At 60.4% G+C, this 14,064-nt stretch carries 12 protein-coding genes; 7 read left to right on the top strand and 5 right to left on the bottom strand.

Going from position 1 to position 14,064, the window contains the following annotated elements; translation table 11 throughout:
* The first annotated feature begins 321 nt into the window (after window positions 1-321).
* Entirely contained in the window at window positions 322-852 is a 531-nt protein-coding gene (locus BVER_RS36000; RefSeq protein ID WP_157056160.1) for a PAAR domain-containing protein, read from the top strand.
* 122 nt (window positions 853-974) lie between these two features.
* Window positions 975-1,562, top strand: coding sequence for a M35 family metalloendopeptidase (locus BVER_RS21345; protein WP_198155320.1), 588 nt, complete (start codon window positions 975-977; stop codon window positions 1,560-1,562).
* Between the two features lie 441 nt (window positions 1,563-2,003).
* Here BVER_RS21345 and rodA read toward each other — a convergent pair whose 3' ends face one another.
* The 5 genes from rodA to BVER_RS21320 all read right to left on the bottom strand — a co-directional run bounded on the left by rodA (window position 2,004) and on the right by BVER_RS21320 (window position 8,409).
* Window positions 2,004-3,152 (bottom strand): rod shape-determining protein RodA, encoded by a 1,149-nt coding sequence (rodA, locus tag BVER_RS21340; protein WP_050454994.1) that lies wholly within the window; start codon window positions 3,150-3,152, stop codon window positions 2,004-2,006.
* Between the two features lie 23 nt (window positions 3,153-3,175).
* Window positions 3,176-5,449 (bottom strand): penicillin-binding protein 2, encoded by a 2,274-nt coding sequence (gene mrdA / locus BVER_RS21335; RefSeq protein WP_050454991.1) that lies wholly within the window; start codon window positions 5,447-5,449, stop codon window positions 3,176-3,178.
* Window positions 5,450-5,537: 88 nt separating this feature from the next.
* The gene (mreD, locus tag BVER_RS21330) at window positions 5,538-6,050 is read right to left on the bottom strand and encodes a rod shape-determining protein MreD (protein WP_050454990.1); all 513 of its coding nucleotides are present in this window, start codon (window positions 6,048-6,050) and stop codon (window positions 5,538-5,540) included.
* Window positions 6,047-7,165, bottom strand: a complete 1,119-nt coding sequence (mreC, locus tag BVER_RS21325) for a rod shape-determining protein MreC (RefSeq protein ID WP_050454989.1) — start codon at window positions 7,163-7,165, stop codon at window positions 6,047-6,049. The genes mreD and mreC overlap by 4 nt, the downstream gene beginning before the upstream one ends.
* A gap of 200 nt (window positions 7,166-7,365) precedes the next feature.
* Window positions 7,366-8,409 carry a rod shape-determining protein gene (locus tag BVER_RS21320; protein WP_004189550.1) on the bottom strand — a complete coding sequence of 348 codons (1,044 nt, stop codon included), beginning with the start codon at window positions 8,407-8,409 and terminating at the stop codon, window positions 7,366-7,368.
* 378 nt (window positions 8,410-8,787) lie between these two features.
* Between BVER_RS21320 and gatC the strand changes: the two genes are divergently transcribed.
* The 5 genes from gatC to BVER_RS21295 all read left to right on the top strand — a co-directional run bounded on the left by gatC (window position 8,788) and on the right by BVER_RS21295 (window position 13,865).
* Window positions 8,788-9,087 carry an Asp-tRNA(Asn)/Glu-tRNA(Gln) amidotransferase subunit GatC gene (gene gatC / locus BVER_RS21315; RefSeq protein WP_050454988.1) on the top strand — a complete coding sequence of 100 codons (300 nt, stop codon included), beginning with the start codon at window positions 8,788-8,790 and terminating at the stop codon, window positions 9,085-9,087.
* 67 nt (window positions 9,088-9,154) lie between these two features.
* A complete protein-coding gene (gene gatA / locus BVER_RS21310; RefSeq protein ID WP_050454987.1) occupies window positions 9,155-10,660 on the top strand; it encodes an Asp-tRNA(Asn)/Glu-tRNA(Gln) amidotransferase subunit GatA in 1,506 nt (501 codons plus the stop codon).
* Window positions 10,660-12,132 (top strand): Asp-tRNA(Asn)/Glu-tRNA(Gln) amidotransferase subunit GatB, encoded by a 1,473-nt coding sequence (gene gatB / locus BVER_RS21305; RefSeq protein ID WP_157056161.1) that lies wholly within the window; start codon window positions 10,660-10,662, stop codon window positions 12,130-12,132. The genes gatA and gatB overlap by 1 nt, the downstream gene beginning before the upstream one ends.
* 87 nt (window positions 12,133-12,219) lie before the next feature.
* Entirely contained in the window at window positions 12,220-13,059 is an 840-nt protein-coding gene (locus BVER_RS21300; RefSeq protein ID WP_050454986.1) for a PPK2 family polyphosphate kinase, read from the top strand.
* A 20-nt stretch (window positions 13,060-13,079) separates the two neighbouring features.
* The gene (locus BVER_RS21295; protein WP_050454985.1) at window positions 13,080-13,865 is read left to right on the top strand and encodes an exodeoxyribonuclease III; all 786 of its coding nucleotides are present in this window, start codon (window positions 13,080-13,082) and stop codon (window positions 13,863-13,865) included.
* The last annotated feature ends 199 nt before the right edge of the window (window positions 13,866-14,064 follow it).

The raw sequence follows: 14,064 nt of genomic DNA, 5'->3' as shown, positions 1-14,064 counted from the left end.
GCTGCTGCATAGCGGCCGCGCGGCGTTCGGCGCTGCGGGCTACGCCCTTCGCGCCGCACGTCGCACAGAAGGATCAACTGAAACCACCGGCATCCGATTTCTGCACAACTTGACGCACACAACTTGTAACGCCTTATCGCGTAAGGCTTTGAGGATTGTTCAGGGCCGACTAATTATCCATGTGATTGCCGGTAAGCCGACAGCGTAATAAATAACGTGTTTGTAATCACCATCACAAAATGTTTCTAAGAAAAGCAGAATAAAGGGCTTAGATACGGCATATAAAAGACGTTCTTGTCGATAGCGTAACGAGGACGAGTGATGCCTAAAGAAGCCGTGCGTGATGGAGACCACACCACTACAGGCGGTAGAGTGCTTGCATGGGATGGCACAGATTTCATTTCTAATAATGGGAAGGAAATTGCGTTCGGAGGAAGCCTTGCTACGTGTGGGGAGTGCGAAGGCACATTTCCCGTAATCGCGTCATACGATGGATGGACCCATGCCGGACGAAACATGGTACTGGATGGTGATCGCGTTCCATGTCCTTGCGGAAAAAATCGAGTAATCGCAAATGGTTCAGATATTTGGATAGAACCAGTGTCAGGCGCAAGCGGAACGAGTGCTTATCGCCCTGATCCTTGTGAGTCGCCCGCATCATTCGCAGTCTCCCGGCCACGCTATGACGAAGGATTCACCTTGCTCGACCCGTCAACAGGCGAGCCATTATCCCGGCAACGATATCGCATCGTCACGGACTCGGGTTGTGTAATCGAAGGCGTCACAGATCAGTCAGGCAAAACAAAACGCATCGAGACAGAGCGCGCCGAGCGCTTCAGAGTTGACGTATAAGGAAGGCAGGAATGACGGAACCAGACTCGCATGAATGGTGCACGGTAGCAACGGGAATGACGAATGACACTCCCGACTCATGTATCCAAGTGCCGATCAACACGATACCGATATGCGCGAACATGACCAACGCGGAATTCCGCAAACACATCATGGAAGCGCGGGACAGTGCAATCAAGCTCGTGAAGTTTCGAATCGTCGCACTCTCGACGCTTTGGGGTAGCGAGAAAGCACGTATGCAAGTGTATTTCGGGTCAACCGACGACGGGCTAAAGCAGACACTTCAAAACGGCTTGGGCGCGCTTTGCAGCGTACTCCAGAATCTTGAATTCGGTAACTTCGTTCGACCCGGCTCCGACAAGGACAAGGCAACGGGATGCTTACCGAATCCCAATTTGCAGAATGGAACTGTGGCACACGTCTGTGCACCCGATACGGCCACACATACTATCGCGATCCATGACGCGTTTTGCGCGTTGCCGTTTGTCACGCGACCGGGCAAAGATTCGTGGGAACTTACGCTCGTTCACGAATGCACTCACTTCACTGACACCTTTTCATCCATCGACTACAATAATATTTACTATGGACCTCATCAAACGCAACTGCTTGCGAAAATCGATCCCAAGATGGCTGTTCAAAATGCAGACAATATTGCTTGGTATGTTTGCGATCCTAGCAGCGACTTTAGGCCCGGAATCACAAGTTAATGCGTGCAGTTTCTCAATCCAACATTCAATCTCATTTGATGCGGGCGCGACATCAATATCGAATCGCGATCGAGTGGATCTTGCTAAGACCGTTATCGACGCGAACAACAGTGTCGCCCGCACGGGAACCGTGGTTGTGTATGGCATCACGGACGAGGGACAGAAGGATAAAAAAAATAAAAAAAAGTACCACTCAAAAGCGCGTCGAATCGGTAATGACATATCTTCGGTCTCTCGGCATTTCGGACAGCCGTTTTGCGGTTGACTATCAAGCGCTCCGCTTTGCCCCGGACACGCCGAAATCGGAACGTTATCAGGTTCTGGTCGATTTCATACCAGCGTCTAGCCCTTGCTCATGAGCCGGTCTGAAAGAGTCCACCGAAGGCATAACAAAAAACCGCAATGGGGGCTGCGGTTTTTCGTTCTACGCGCGACGAACGCCTAACTCTGCATCAGCCGTTTTTGCCGCGCGACGCTCATGATCAGCCCGACAGCGACGCCGAGTGTTGTCAGCGCCGTGCCGCCGTAACTCATGAACGGCAAGGGCACGCCGACTACGGGCAGAATCCCGCTCACCATGCCGATGTTCACGAACGCATACGTAAAGAACGCCAGCGTGAGCGAGCCGGCCAATAATCGCCCGAACAGCGTGGCGCCGTTCGCCGCGATATACAGCCCGCGCGCGATCAGCGCCATGTAGAGAAAGAGCAGCACGAGCCCGCCCGCGAGGCCAAACTCCTCCGAGAACACCGCGAAGATAAAGTCCGTGTGCTTCTCGGGGATAAACTCCAGATGCGCCTGCGTGCCCTTCAGCCAGCCTTTGCCGAGCGTGCCGCCCGAGCCGATCGCGATGACCGCCTGAATCGTGTGGAAGCCTTTGCCGAGCGGATCGGAAGTCGGGTCGAGCAGCGTGCAGATCCGATGCTTCTGGTAGTCGTGCATCATCGGCCAGACCACTTCGGGCTGGCAAATCTTGTCCTGAAACACGGCGATGCCCGCCACCGCGATCACGCCCGCCAGCAGCACCGGCACAATCAGCTTGAAACTCAGGCCCGCGAAATAAATGACGAACATGCCCGCCGCGAGCACGAGAATGGCGGTTCCAAGGTCCGGCTGCTTCGCGATCAATCCGACCGGCAGCAGCAGAATCAGAAAGCCGACGATGTAATCCCACCAGCGGATATTGCTTTCGCGCTTCTGGTAGTACCACGCGAGCATCAGCGGCATGGCGATTTTCATGATCTCCGACGGCTGAATCACGACGCCCACATTGAGCCAGCGCTTGGCGCCCTTGCGCGTCAGCCCGAACGCCGCGACCGCGACCAGCAGCGCCACGCTCACGGTGTACATCGGCACGGCGAAGCGCATCAGCGTTTGCGGCGGGATATTGGCGAGCACCCACATCAGCCCGAACGTCAGCATGATGTTGCGCAATTGGTCTTCCACGCGGCCGGGCACGTCGAGACTCGCGCTATACAGCGTCACGATGCCGACGCACAGCAGCAGAAACACGATCAGCGCGAGCGGCTTGTCGAAGCCCGCGAACATCCGCTTGGCGCGGTCGATCAGTTCGCGTTTGTCGATTTGCATGTGCAGTTGCATGACGCTTTCCTTTATTCGTCGATGCCGCCGGACGGCGCGTAAGTGCGGACTTCGCCTTCGTTGCCGCGCACCATCGTGGGCGACGGATCCCTCGGGCGCTTCTTCGGCGCGGGCGTCTTGTCCGGCGACGATGCCGGCAACGCGGCGCTCGGCGACGACGCAGGCTTCGGCGGCTTCGGCGCTTTTGGCACCGACGCGGGATTCACGGTCGCGGATGCCGCCGTCGCAACCGACGGATCCGACGCCGCTTCCGGCGAGAACGACGGCGATTTCCCCGCCACCGACGCCGGCAGCGCGACGGCCGCGGGCGGTTGCGTGCCGCCGATCATCGGCAGGCCGGAGTCTTCCGTCGCGGATGCGGCGGCGGCGACCGCGGCGGCTTCCGCGCCCGGCTTCATGCGATCGACGAGGTAATAGTCCAGCACCTTGCGCGCGATCGGACCGGCCGATTCCGCGCCCCAGCCGCCGTTTTCGACGATCAGCGCAATCTCGATGGTCGGCTTCTCGACCGGCGCGAACGCGATAAACAGCGCGTGGTCGCGCAGATGCTCGGCCGTGCCGCCATGACCGCGATAGTTCGAGCCCTGCAGCGAATAAACCTGCGCCGTACCGGTCTTGCCCGCCGCCTGATACTGAGCGCCCGCGAACAGTTTGGCCGCTGTCCCGTTGGTGATCACGCCTTCCATCGCGCGCTTCACGAAGTCGATGTCCTGCTGACGCACGTTGATCTTGTCGCTCGGATCGCGCACGACGGCGCGCGTGTCCTTGCTGATCGGATTCTCGATATCGCGCACGAGGTGAGGTTTCATCACGACGCCGTTGTTGGCGAGCGTGGCCGTGGCGTGCGCGAGTTGCAGGATGGTGAACGAGTTATAGCCCTGACCGATGCCCAGACTGATCGTCTCGCCTTCGTACCAGCGCTGCTGCTCCGGCTTCCGATACGCCTTGCGCTTCCATTCCGTCGACGGCAGGATGCCGCGCGCCTCGCCCGCGATATCGATGCCGGTGATCTGCCCGAAGCCCCACGGCTTCATGAAGTTCGCCATCGCGTTCACGCCGAGATCGTGCGCGAGCATGTAGAAATACGTGTCGTTCGACACGACGATCGCGCGATTCATGTCCACCCAGCCCTGACCCGAACGCACATCGTTGCGGAACGTGTGGCCGCCGAACGTATAGAAACCGGGATCCTGAAAGCCCCAGCCCGGCGTGCGCTTGTGCAGCGTGAGCGCGGCCAGCGCCATGAACGGCTTGTATGTCGAACCGGGCGGATAGGTGCCGTGCAACGGACGATTCAGCAGCGGATGATCCGGCGAGTTGTTGAGCGCGTCCCACGTCTGCTGATCGATGCCGTCGACGAAGGAATTCGGATCGAAACTCGGCGCGGACACGAACGCGAGCACGTCGCCGGTCGATGGTTCGATCGCGACCAGCGCGCCACGCTTGCCCGAGAACGCCTGCTCCGCGACCTGCTGCAAACCGATATCGAGCGATAGCTGAAGGTTGTTGCCCGGCGTCGCCTGCGTGCGCGACATCGTGCGCACCGGACGCCCGCCCGCCGTGACTTCGACTTCCTCGAAACCGGTCAGGCCGTGCAGCTCGGTTTCGTAACTCTGCTCGACGCCGATCTTGCCGACGTAATCCGTGCCCTTGTAGTTGTTGGCGTCGAGGCGCGGATCATAGTGATCCGAGTTCTGGTCGTTGGCGTCGCTCGCGTCGTCGATACGTTCCTGATCGCGCTGCGAAATGCGGCCGATATAGCCGATCACATGCGCGGCCGTCGTGCCGAGCGGATATTGGCGGAACAGCCGCGCGCGCACTTCGACGCCCGGAAAGCGAAAGCGCTGCGCGGTGAACTTGGCGACTTCGTCGTCGGTCAGGCGCGTGCGGATCGGCAGGCTTTCGAAATTCTTGGAGTCTTCGAGCAGCTTCTTGAAGCGGCGACGGTCGCGCGTGTCGATCGGCACGACATCCGCGAGCTGGTCGATGACTTCGTCGAGCGTGCCGTTGATCTTGGACGGCGTGATTTCCAGCGTGTACGTGGAGTAATTCTTCGCCAGCACGATGCCGTTGCGATCGGTGATGATGCCGCGATTCGGCACGATCGGCGCGACGGAGATGCGGTTTTCGTTCGCCTGCAGCGAGTATTTGCTGAAATGCCAGACCTGCAGATAAAGAAAGCGCAGGCCGATCAGCCCGAAGCAGACGAACACGAACAGTCCCGCCGCCGCGACGCGCAGGCGGAAACGGGACAATTGTTGCTCGGTGTTCTTGATTTCGGTCATGCAGCTTTCGCAATCGAACTCGCGATGTTTAGCGATTCAAGTGTAGTCCGCGCGCGGACAAATGAACGTGCGCGCGCGGCAACGGCGCTCAGATCGGGCGCGTGTCGTCGGGGTCGGCTGCGCGCCGTTGCGGCATCAGCAGCAAAAAGCTCGCGATCGGCCACAGCGCTGCTTCGACGAAACCGTTGGCCAGATAGCTCCAGCCGGGGAAGGCCGCGCCCGTCATCTGCCGGATCACGAACGGCACGAGCTGCGCGCCGACCAGCAGCGGCATGACGGCGAAAATCTGCACGCCGAGCGACATCCACAGCACGCGGTGATGAATGGTGATCGCGCCGTAGGAAAGCAGCGTGTAAGCCAGCGCGTGTTCGCCGAGCAGATTGGCATTGTGCACGTCCATCAGCAGCCCGAGCAGAAACGCGATGCCCATGCCGACCTTGCGCGGCTGATGCACGTTCCAGAACAGCAGCACGACCGCGACGAAATCCGGAATGAACAGCGTGCGGCCCCACGGCATCAGATTCAGCAGAAAGGCTGCCGCCAGGCTGAAGGTGATGAAGTACGGATTGACCGGCTGAAGGATGTATTGCGGGCGGTTCATCGCGCGGCTCCCGAGGAGACGGGCTTGGGCATATGGGCTTTCCTCGGATGCTTGGCCGCCGCCGATGCGGGTTTGGGCGCGGCCGGCTTCTCTGCCGGTTTGGCCGCCGCCGCCGCGCTGCCCGCGACGGGCGCGCTCGCCGCCGACGCGGCCACGGCCGCCGATGCGCCGCTCGCACCCGACGCCGCCGCAGCCTTCGGCGCGGCCTTCTTCTTGCCCTTGTTTTCCTTCGCTTCCTTGACGGCCGCGGCCGCTTCGACTTCGATCGGATTGGGCGGAACGTTCACGTTGTAGTGCAGCACGAGCAATTGCCGCGCGCCGCGCACGGCGGCGATGGGCAGACACACCACGCGCGCGAATGCCGTATCGGCCTGCTTGTCGACGCGCAGCACCTTCGCGACCGGCAGACCCGGCGGATACACGCCGTCGAGGCCGCTCGTCACGAGTTCGTCGCCGGCTTGCACGTCGGCGCTGATCGGCACGAAACGCAGATCGAGCGTATCGCCCTTCGGCGTGCCGTAGATGACGCTGCGCAGCCCCGTGCGCGCGATTTCCACCGGCACGGCCTGATCCTTGTCCGTCAGCAGCGTGACTTCCGATTGCAGCGGGAACACGCGCGTCACCTGTCCGATGACACCGTCTTCCGTGACGACTGGCGCGCCGTCCTGAATGCCTTGTTGCGTGCCCTTGCCGATCACGACTTTCTGCGTGAACGGGTCGCGCGTGTCGTACTGGATTTCGGCGGGCGTCTCGTCCGTGCTCGCGCGCGATTGCAGATTCAGCAACGCACGCAGATGCGCGTTTTCGACGGCAAGCTGGGTTGCATCGTTTGCCTTGACGGACAGCTCAAGATTTTTTTGCGCGAGTTTGCCGTTCTCGCTGCGCAGCGTGGCGCTGGTCACGGCGAGATCGGCCGCGCCCATGAAAATATCGCGCGGCACGAGCGCGGCGCGCTGCAGCGGATAGAGCCCGGCACCGAGAATGCCCCGCACGATTTCCAGCGTGTTGTAGCGCGCGTCGGAAACCAGCAGTCCGATCGCGAGCAACACAAAGAAAATCAGGCGCGCGAGCGCGGATGGGCCTTGCTTGAAAAGTGGCGGCGGACTGTATTCCATGGTCGGCGCCGAGGGCGTATTCGGATGGATCGATGCTCGCAGGCTATGTCGCTCGTGGCGGAGCCTGCCCTACGCTGTTTCCGACAAAGGCCCGGACGGGTGCCAGGCCGTGCGCGCGTCGCGTTACGCGGGTGCTGTTGGATTGTGCTTCCGGGTTGCGTCGGTGTTGCGTCAATCGACGACGCCGGAAGCCAGCGATATTACTCGTAGGAGAAGATGCTGCCGAGCTTGTCCATGCGCTCGAGTGCCATGCCCGAGCCGCGCACCACGCAGGTCAGGGGATCTTCAGCGACCAACACGGGCAGACCGGTTTCTTCCGCGAGCAGGCGGTCGAGGTCGCGCAGCAGCGCGCCGCCGCCCGTCAGCATCATGCCGCGCTCGGCGATATCCGCGCCCAGTTCCGGCGGCGTCTGCTCGAGTGCGATCTTCACGGACGAGACGATCTGGTTCAGCGGGTCCGTCAGCGCTTCGAGGATTTCGTTGCTCGAAATGGTGAAGCTGCGCGGAATGCCTTCCGAGAGATTGCGGCCCTTGACTTCCATCTCCTTGACTTCGGAGCCGGGGAAAGCCGAACCGATTTCCTTCTTGATGGCTTCGGCGGTCTGCTCGCCGATCAGCATGCCGTAGTTGCGGCGGATGTAGTTGACGATGGCTTCGTCGAACTTGTCGCCGCCCACGCGCACCGAGCCCTTGTACACGATACCGCCGAGCGAGATGACGCCGACTTCCGTCGTGCCGCCGCCGATATCGACGACCATCGAACCGGTTGCTTCCGACACCGGCAGGCCCGCGCCGATTGCGGCGGCCATAGGTTCTTCGATCAGATAGACCTGCGATGCGCCCGCACCGTGCGCCGCTTCCTTGATGGCGCGACGCTCGACCTGCGTGGAACCGCACGGCACGCAGATGATGATGCGCGGCGACGGCGAGAACATGCGCGATTCGTGAGCGGTCTTGATGAACTGCTTGATCATCTGCTCGGTGACGGTGAAGTCGGCGATCACGCCGTCCTTCATGGGCCGGATGGCCTCGATGTTGCCCGGCACCTTGCCGAGCATCTGCTTTGCTTCCTTACCGACGGCCTGAATGGTTTTCTTGCCGTTGGGACCGCCTTCTTGACGGATGGAAACGACTGACGGCTCGTCGAGCACGATGCCCTTGCCGCGCATGTAGATCAGCGTGTTGGCGGTGCCGAGGTCAATTGCCAGGTCGTTGGAGAAATAGCTGCGCAAAAAACCGAACATTCAAAAATCCTGTCTCGCTGGGTAGCCGTTCGTCGCTTCAAGGCGCCCGGGACGGCAGCGGAAAAAATAACGGTTTGCCGGGACGGCGAAAGCTCGCCGTGAAGTGCAAATCCGGGAAGAAATCTACCGCAGAATGGAGCGTCCGACGCAGACGTTTCTCGCAATTGAATGATTCAAGGAGAAAGCCGCCGACAGGTCGATCCAGATGTGAGTCGAACGTGTAATGATACCTTATAATTTGTGGGTATCTATAGGAAAAGGATGGCAGTTTTTGCCATTTCCAGGCCCGTTTTGAAGGCGTCCTCCCAAGATCGTAAATGGCTGTCACAGCCGCACTGTTTTCGATTCGGAAACGTCCACGTTTTCTCCGGTGAAACCATGTCTTTGACCCTGACCGACGTTAAACGCATCGCGCATCTCGCGCGGCTCGAACTGCCCGACAACGAAGCGGAACCGACGCTCGCGCGCCTGAATGACTTCTTCGGTCTCGTCGAGCAGATGCAGGCCGTCGACACCACCGGCATCGAGCCGCTCGCGCACCCCATCGAACAGATCGAGGAAGTGGCGCTGCGCCTGCGCGACGACGCAGTCTCAGAGCGCGTCGAGCGCGAAGAGTTCCAAAAGTCGGCGCCTGCCGTGCAGGATGGTCTGTATCTCGTGCCCAAAGTGATCGAGTGATCACGCGTCTGCGTCGAATCAATGTAATGCGCGCGATGTGAAACGCCGCGCTCATCTGGGAACTGCAATGCATCAGAAAAGCTTGACCGAACTGCGCGCCGCGCTCGACTCGAAGGACATCTCCGCGGTCGAACTGGCGCAGTCGTATCTGCAACGCTTCGGGGCCGCGAAGGACCTGAACGTGTTCATCGGCGTGGACGAAGCGCTCACGCTCGACCAGGCGAAAGCCGCCGACGCGCTGATCGCGCAAGGCAACTCGGGCGCGCTGACCGGCCTGCCCATCGCGCACAAGGACGTGTTCGTCACGCGCGGCTGGGCGTCGACGGCGGGTTCGCACATGCTCGAAAACTACGCGAGCCCGTTCGATGCGACCGTCGTGCATCGTCTCGCGCAAGCGGGCATGGTCACGCTCGGCAAGACCAATATGGACGAGTTCGCGATGGGCTCGTCGAATGAAAATTCCTACTTCGGCGCGGTGAAAAATCCGTGGGACGTGAAGTCGGTGCCGGGCGGTTCGTCGGGCGGTTCGGCGGTGGCGGTGGCCGCGCGCCTCGCGCCCGCCGCGACCGGCACGGACACCGGCGGCTCGATTCGCCAGCCTGCGTCGTTCACGGGCATCACCGGCATCAAGCCGACGTATGGCCGCGTGTCGCGATACGGAATGATCGCGTTCGCGTCGTCGCTGGATCAGGGCGGCCCGATGGCGCAGAACGCGCAAGATTGCGCGCTGCTGCTGAACGCCATGAGCGGCTTCGACGAGCGCGATTCGACCAGCCTGCAACGCGAGAACGAAGACTACACGCGTTACATCGGCCAGTCGTGGAACAGTTCCGACGATGCCTCGAAGCCGCTCAAGGGCTTGCGGATCGGCATGCCGAAGGAGTACTTCGGCGCGGGTCTCGCCGACGACGTGCGCGCCGCCATCGATGCCGCGTTGAAGCAGTACGAAGCGCTGGGCGCGACGCTCGTCGACGTGTCGCTGCCGAAGACCGAGTTGTCGATTCCGGTGTATTACATCATCGCGCCGGCGGAGGCTTCGTCGAATCTGTCGCGTTTCGATGGCGTGCGCTACGGGCATCGCGCGGCGCAGTACAAAGACTTGCTCGACATGTACAAGAAGTCGCGCGCGGAAGGCTTCGGGCCCGAAGTGAAGCGGCGGATTCTCGTCGGCACCTATGTGCTGTCGCACGGCTATTACGATGCCTACTATCTGCAGGCGCAGAAGATTCGCCGCATTATCGCGCGCGATTTTCAGGAAGCGTTCAAGCAGTGCGACGTCATCATGGGACCGGTCGCGCCGTCCGTTGCGTGGAATCTCGGCGAGAAGGCCGACGATCCCGTGCAGATGTATCTCGCCGATATCTACACGCTGTCCGTGAGTCTCGCGGGTCTGCCGGGCATGAGCGTGCCGTGCGGCTTCGGCGCGAATGCGAATCGTCCGGTCGGTCTGCAGATCGTCGGCAACTATTTCAACGAAGCCCGGATGCTCCAGGTCGCCGACGCGTATCAGCGCGCGACCGATTGGCATCGCAAGGCACCGGCATTGGCATTGGCATTGGCATCGGGAGTCTGATCATGCAGTGGGAAGTCGTCATCGGTCTGGAAACGCACGCGCAGCTTTCCACCGAATCCAAGATTTTTTCGGGCACCGCCACGCAATTCGGCGCGGCGCCGAACACGCAGGCATCGCCCGTCGATCTGGCGTTGCCGGGCGTGTTGCCCGTGATGAACCGTGGCGCTGTCGAGTGCGCGATCCGCTTCGGTCTGTCGATCGGCTCGACCATCGCGCCGCGCAGTGTTTTCGCGCGGAAGAACTACTTTTATCCCGATCTGCCGAAGGGCTATCAGATCAGCCAGTACGAGATTCCGGTCGTGCAGGGCGGTCAGATCACGATTCAGGTTCCGGCCAACGAAAAGGCCGGCAAGGAAGCGTATTCGAAGACCGTCAATCTGACGCGCGCGCACCTTGAGGAAGACGCGGGCAAGTCGCTGCACGAAGACTTCGCGGGCATGACGGGCATCGACCTGAATCGCGCGGGCACGCCGCTGCTGGAAATCGTCACCGAGCCGGAAATGCGCAGCGCGGCCGAAGCGGTCGCGTATGCGAAGGCGCTGCACGGTCTCGTCGTGTGGCTCGGCATCTGCGACGGCAACATGCAGGAAGGCTCGTTCCGTTGCGATGCGAACGTGTCGGTGCGTCCGGTCGGACAGAAGGAATTCGGCACGCGCGCGGAAATCAAGAACCTGAACTCGTTCCGCTTCCTCGAAGAAGCGATTCAATACGAAGTGCGTCGCCAGATCGAACTGATCGAAGACGGCGGCACGGTGGTTCAGGAAACGCGTCTGTACGATCCGGACAAGCGCGAAACGCGGTCGATGCGCAGCAAGGAAGACGCGCACGATTACCGCTATTTCCCCGATCCCGATTTGATGCCGCTGGTCATCGACTCGTCGTGGGTCGAGCGCGTGAAGGGCGAGATGCCCGAGCTGCCCGCCGACATGCAGAAGCGTTTCGTCGATACCTACGGCCTGACCGAATACGACGCGGGCGTGCTCACCTCGTCGAAGGCGATGGCGTCGTACTTCGAAGCGCTCGTGCAGAAGGCCGGCGCGGCACAAGCCAAGATCGCCGCAAACTGGATGATGGGCGATGTTTCCGCGCAATTGAACCGCGAATCGCTTGAGATCGGCGAATCGCCAGTGTCGGCGGCGCAGTTGGCGCTCGTCGTGCAGCGCATCGCCGACGGCACGATCTCCAACAAGATCGGCCGCGAAATCTTCCAGACGATGTGGGAAGAGAAGGCGACGGACGAAGGCGCGGCGGATCGCATCATCGAGGCGAAGGGTCTCAAGCAGATTTCGGACACCGGCGCGCTGGAAGCGATCATCGACGAAGTGCTCGCCGCGAACCAGAAGTCGGTCGAGGAATTCCGCGCGGGCAAGGAGAAGGCGTTCAACGCGCTGATCGGCCAGGCGATGAAGGCGACCAAGGGCAAGGCGAATCCGCAGCAGGTGAACGAACTGCTGAAGAAGAAGCTATCCTGACGCTCTGATTCTCGAACGCGAGACTCGCGGGCTGTTGCCGTTTAGCTCGGCAGCAGCCCGTTTTCATTGGCGGAGGCAAAACGAACAATGGCGAAAAAACCCGAACTCGACGATTTCCGCGTGCCCTTTTTCGATGCGGACAAGAAGCTCAAGCCCTTCGATCTGAGCGCGATCGATCCGTCGTCGAAGCCGTTTTCGCTCGGTTCGAAGGACGAGGACCGCGAACGGCTCGCCGCCATCGGCGCGCAGCTCGACGACTTGCAGGAGAAGCTTCATGCGCAGCGGCATCGGCGCGTGCTGCTTGTTCTGCAAGGCATGGACACGAGCGGCAAGGACGGCACCGTGCGCGCGGTGTTTCACGATGTCGATCCGCTCGGCTTGCGTATCGTGCCGTTCAAGGCGCCTTCGGAGCGCGAGGCATCGCACGACTTTTTGTGGCGCGTGCATTCGCAAGCGTCCGCTGCCGGCGAATTCGCGATCTTCAATCGCAGCCACTATGAGGACGTGCTCGTGCCGCGCGTACTGAAGAGCATCGACGACGACGAATGCGAGCGGCGTTATCGGCATATTCGTCAGTTCGAATCGCTGCTCGCGGACAGCGGGACGACCATCGTCAAATGCTTTCTGCATATTTCGAAGGACGAGCAGCGCGAGCGTTTGCAGGCGCGCATCGACGATCCGACCAAGCACTGGAAGTTCGATGTCTCTGATATCGAAGCGCGCAAGCAATGTGGCGCTTACGAGCAGGCGTACGAGAATCTGCTCGGCGCGACCTCGACCGATTACGCGCCGTGGTACATCATTCCCGGCAACTCGAAGACGCATCGCAACGTGATGGTCGCCGAACTTCTGCTGCGCACGATGCAGGGCATGAAGCTCGAATTTTCGCCCGCCAAAGAGTCGCTCAAAGGCTTGAAAGTCGAATAACCAAGGACAAAAGGAAGAACATGTTTCGCGTGATTACCGCCAACCTGAACGGCATCCGTTCGGCCGCCAAGAAAGGCTTTTTCGACTGGTTCGGCGAACAGAAATCGGACGTCGTGTGCGTGCAGGAAATCAAATGTTCGCAGGACGACCTGACGCCGGAATTTCTCGTGCCGCACGGCTTTCAGGGCTATTTCCAGCACGCGGTGAAGAAAGGTTACAGCGGCGCGGGGCTCTATACGCGTCATGAACCGGATGATGTGATCATCGGCTTCGGCAGCGAGGAGTTCGATCCGGAAGGGCGTTATGTCGAAGCGCGCTTCGGCAAGTTGTCGGTCGTGTCGGTGTATGTGCCGTCGGGTTCGAGCGGCGATGAACGCCAGCAGGCGAAGTATCGTTTCATGGACGAGTTCATGCCGCATCTGACCGAGTTGTCGAGCGAGCGCGAAGTGATCGTGTGCGGCGATGTGAATATCGTGCACAAGGAAATCGATATCAAGAATTGGAAGAGCAATCAGAAGAATTCAGGCTGTTTGCCGGAGGAGCGGGCCTGGCTGACTCAGCTCTTCGACGATGTCGGCTATGTCGATGTTTTTCGCACGCTTGATCAGCGGGCCGAGCAGTACACGTGGTGGAGCAATCGCGGGCAGGCTTATGCGAAGAATGTCGGGTGGCGGATTGATTATCAGATTGCTACTAAAGAGATTGCTGCTGCGGCTAAGAAGACTTCGATCTTTAGGGATATTAAGTTTAGTGATCATGCGCCGTTGACTGTTGATTATGATTGGACGGTGGGGCGGGGGAAATAAGGTACTTTTTTTGGGGAAATGGCTCTCTTATCGCGACGTTTTTTCAGTAGCCGCCTCCCCGGCGGTGGGGTCACTTTCTTTGCGGCGGCAAAGAAAGTAACCAAAGAAAGCCGCTTGCCGATCCTAAGCACCTTCTTGAGCGGCCGCGGCACAGGACTTTAGACTTGGCACAGCAGTAGCGAGCGTCTTCACGGTACGT

This window comes from Candidatus Burkholderia verschuerenii, from assembly GCF_001189365.1.
GTDB lineage: Bacteria > Pseudomonadota > Gammaproteobacteria > Burkholderiales > Burkholderiaceae > Caballeronia > Caballeronia verschuerenii.
This window is presented reverse-complemented; position numbering and strand designations above follow the sequence as displayed.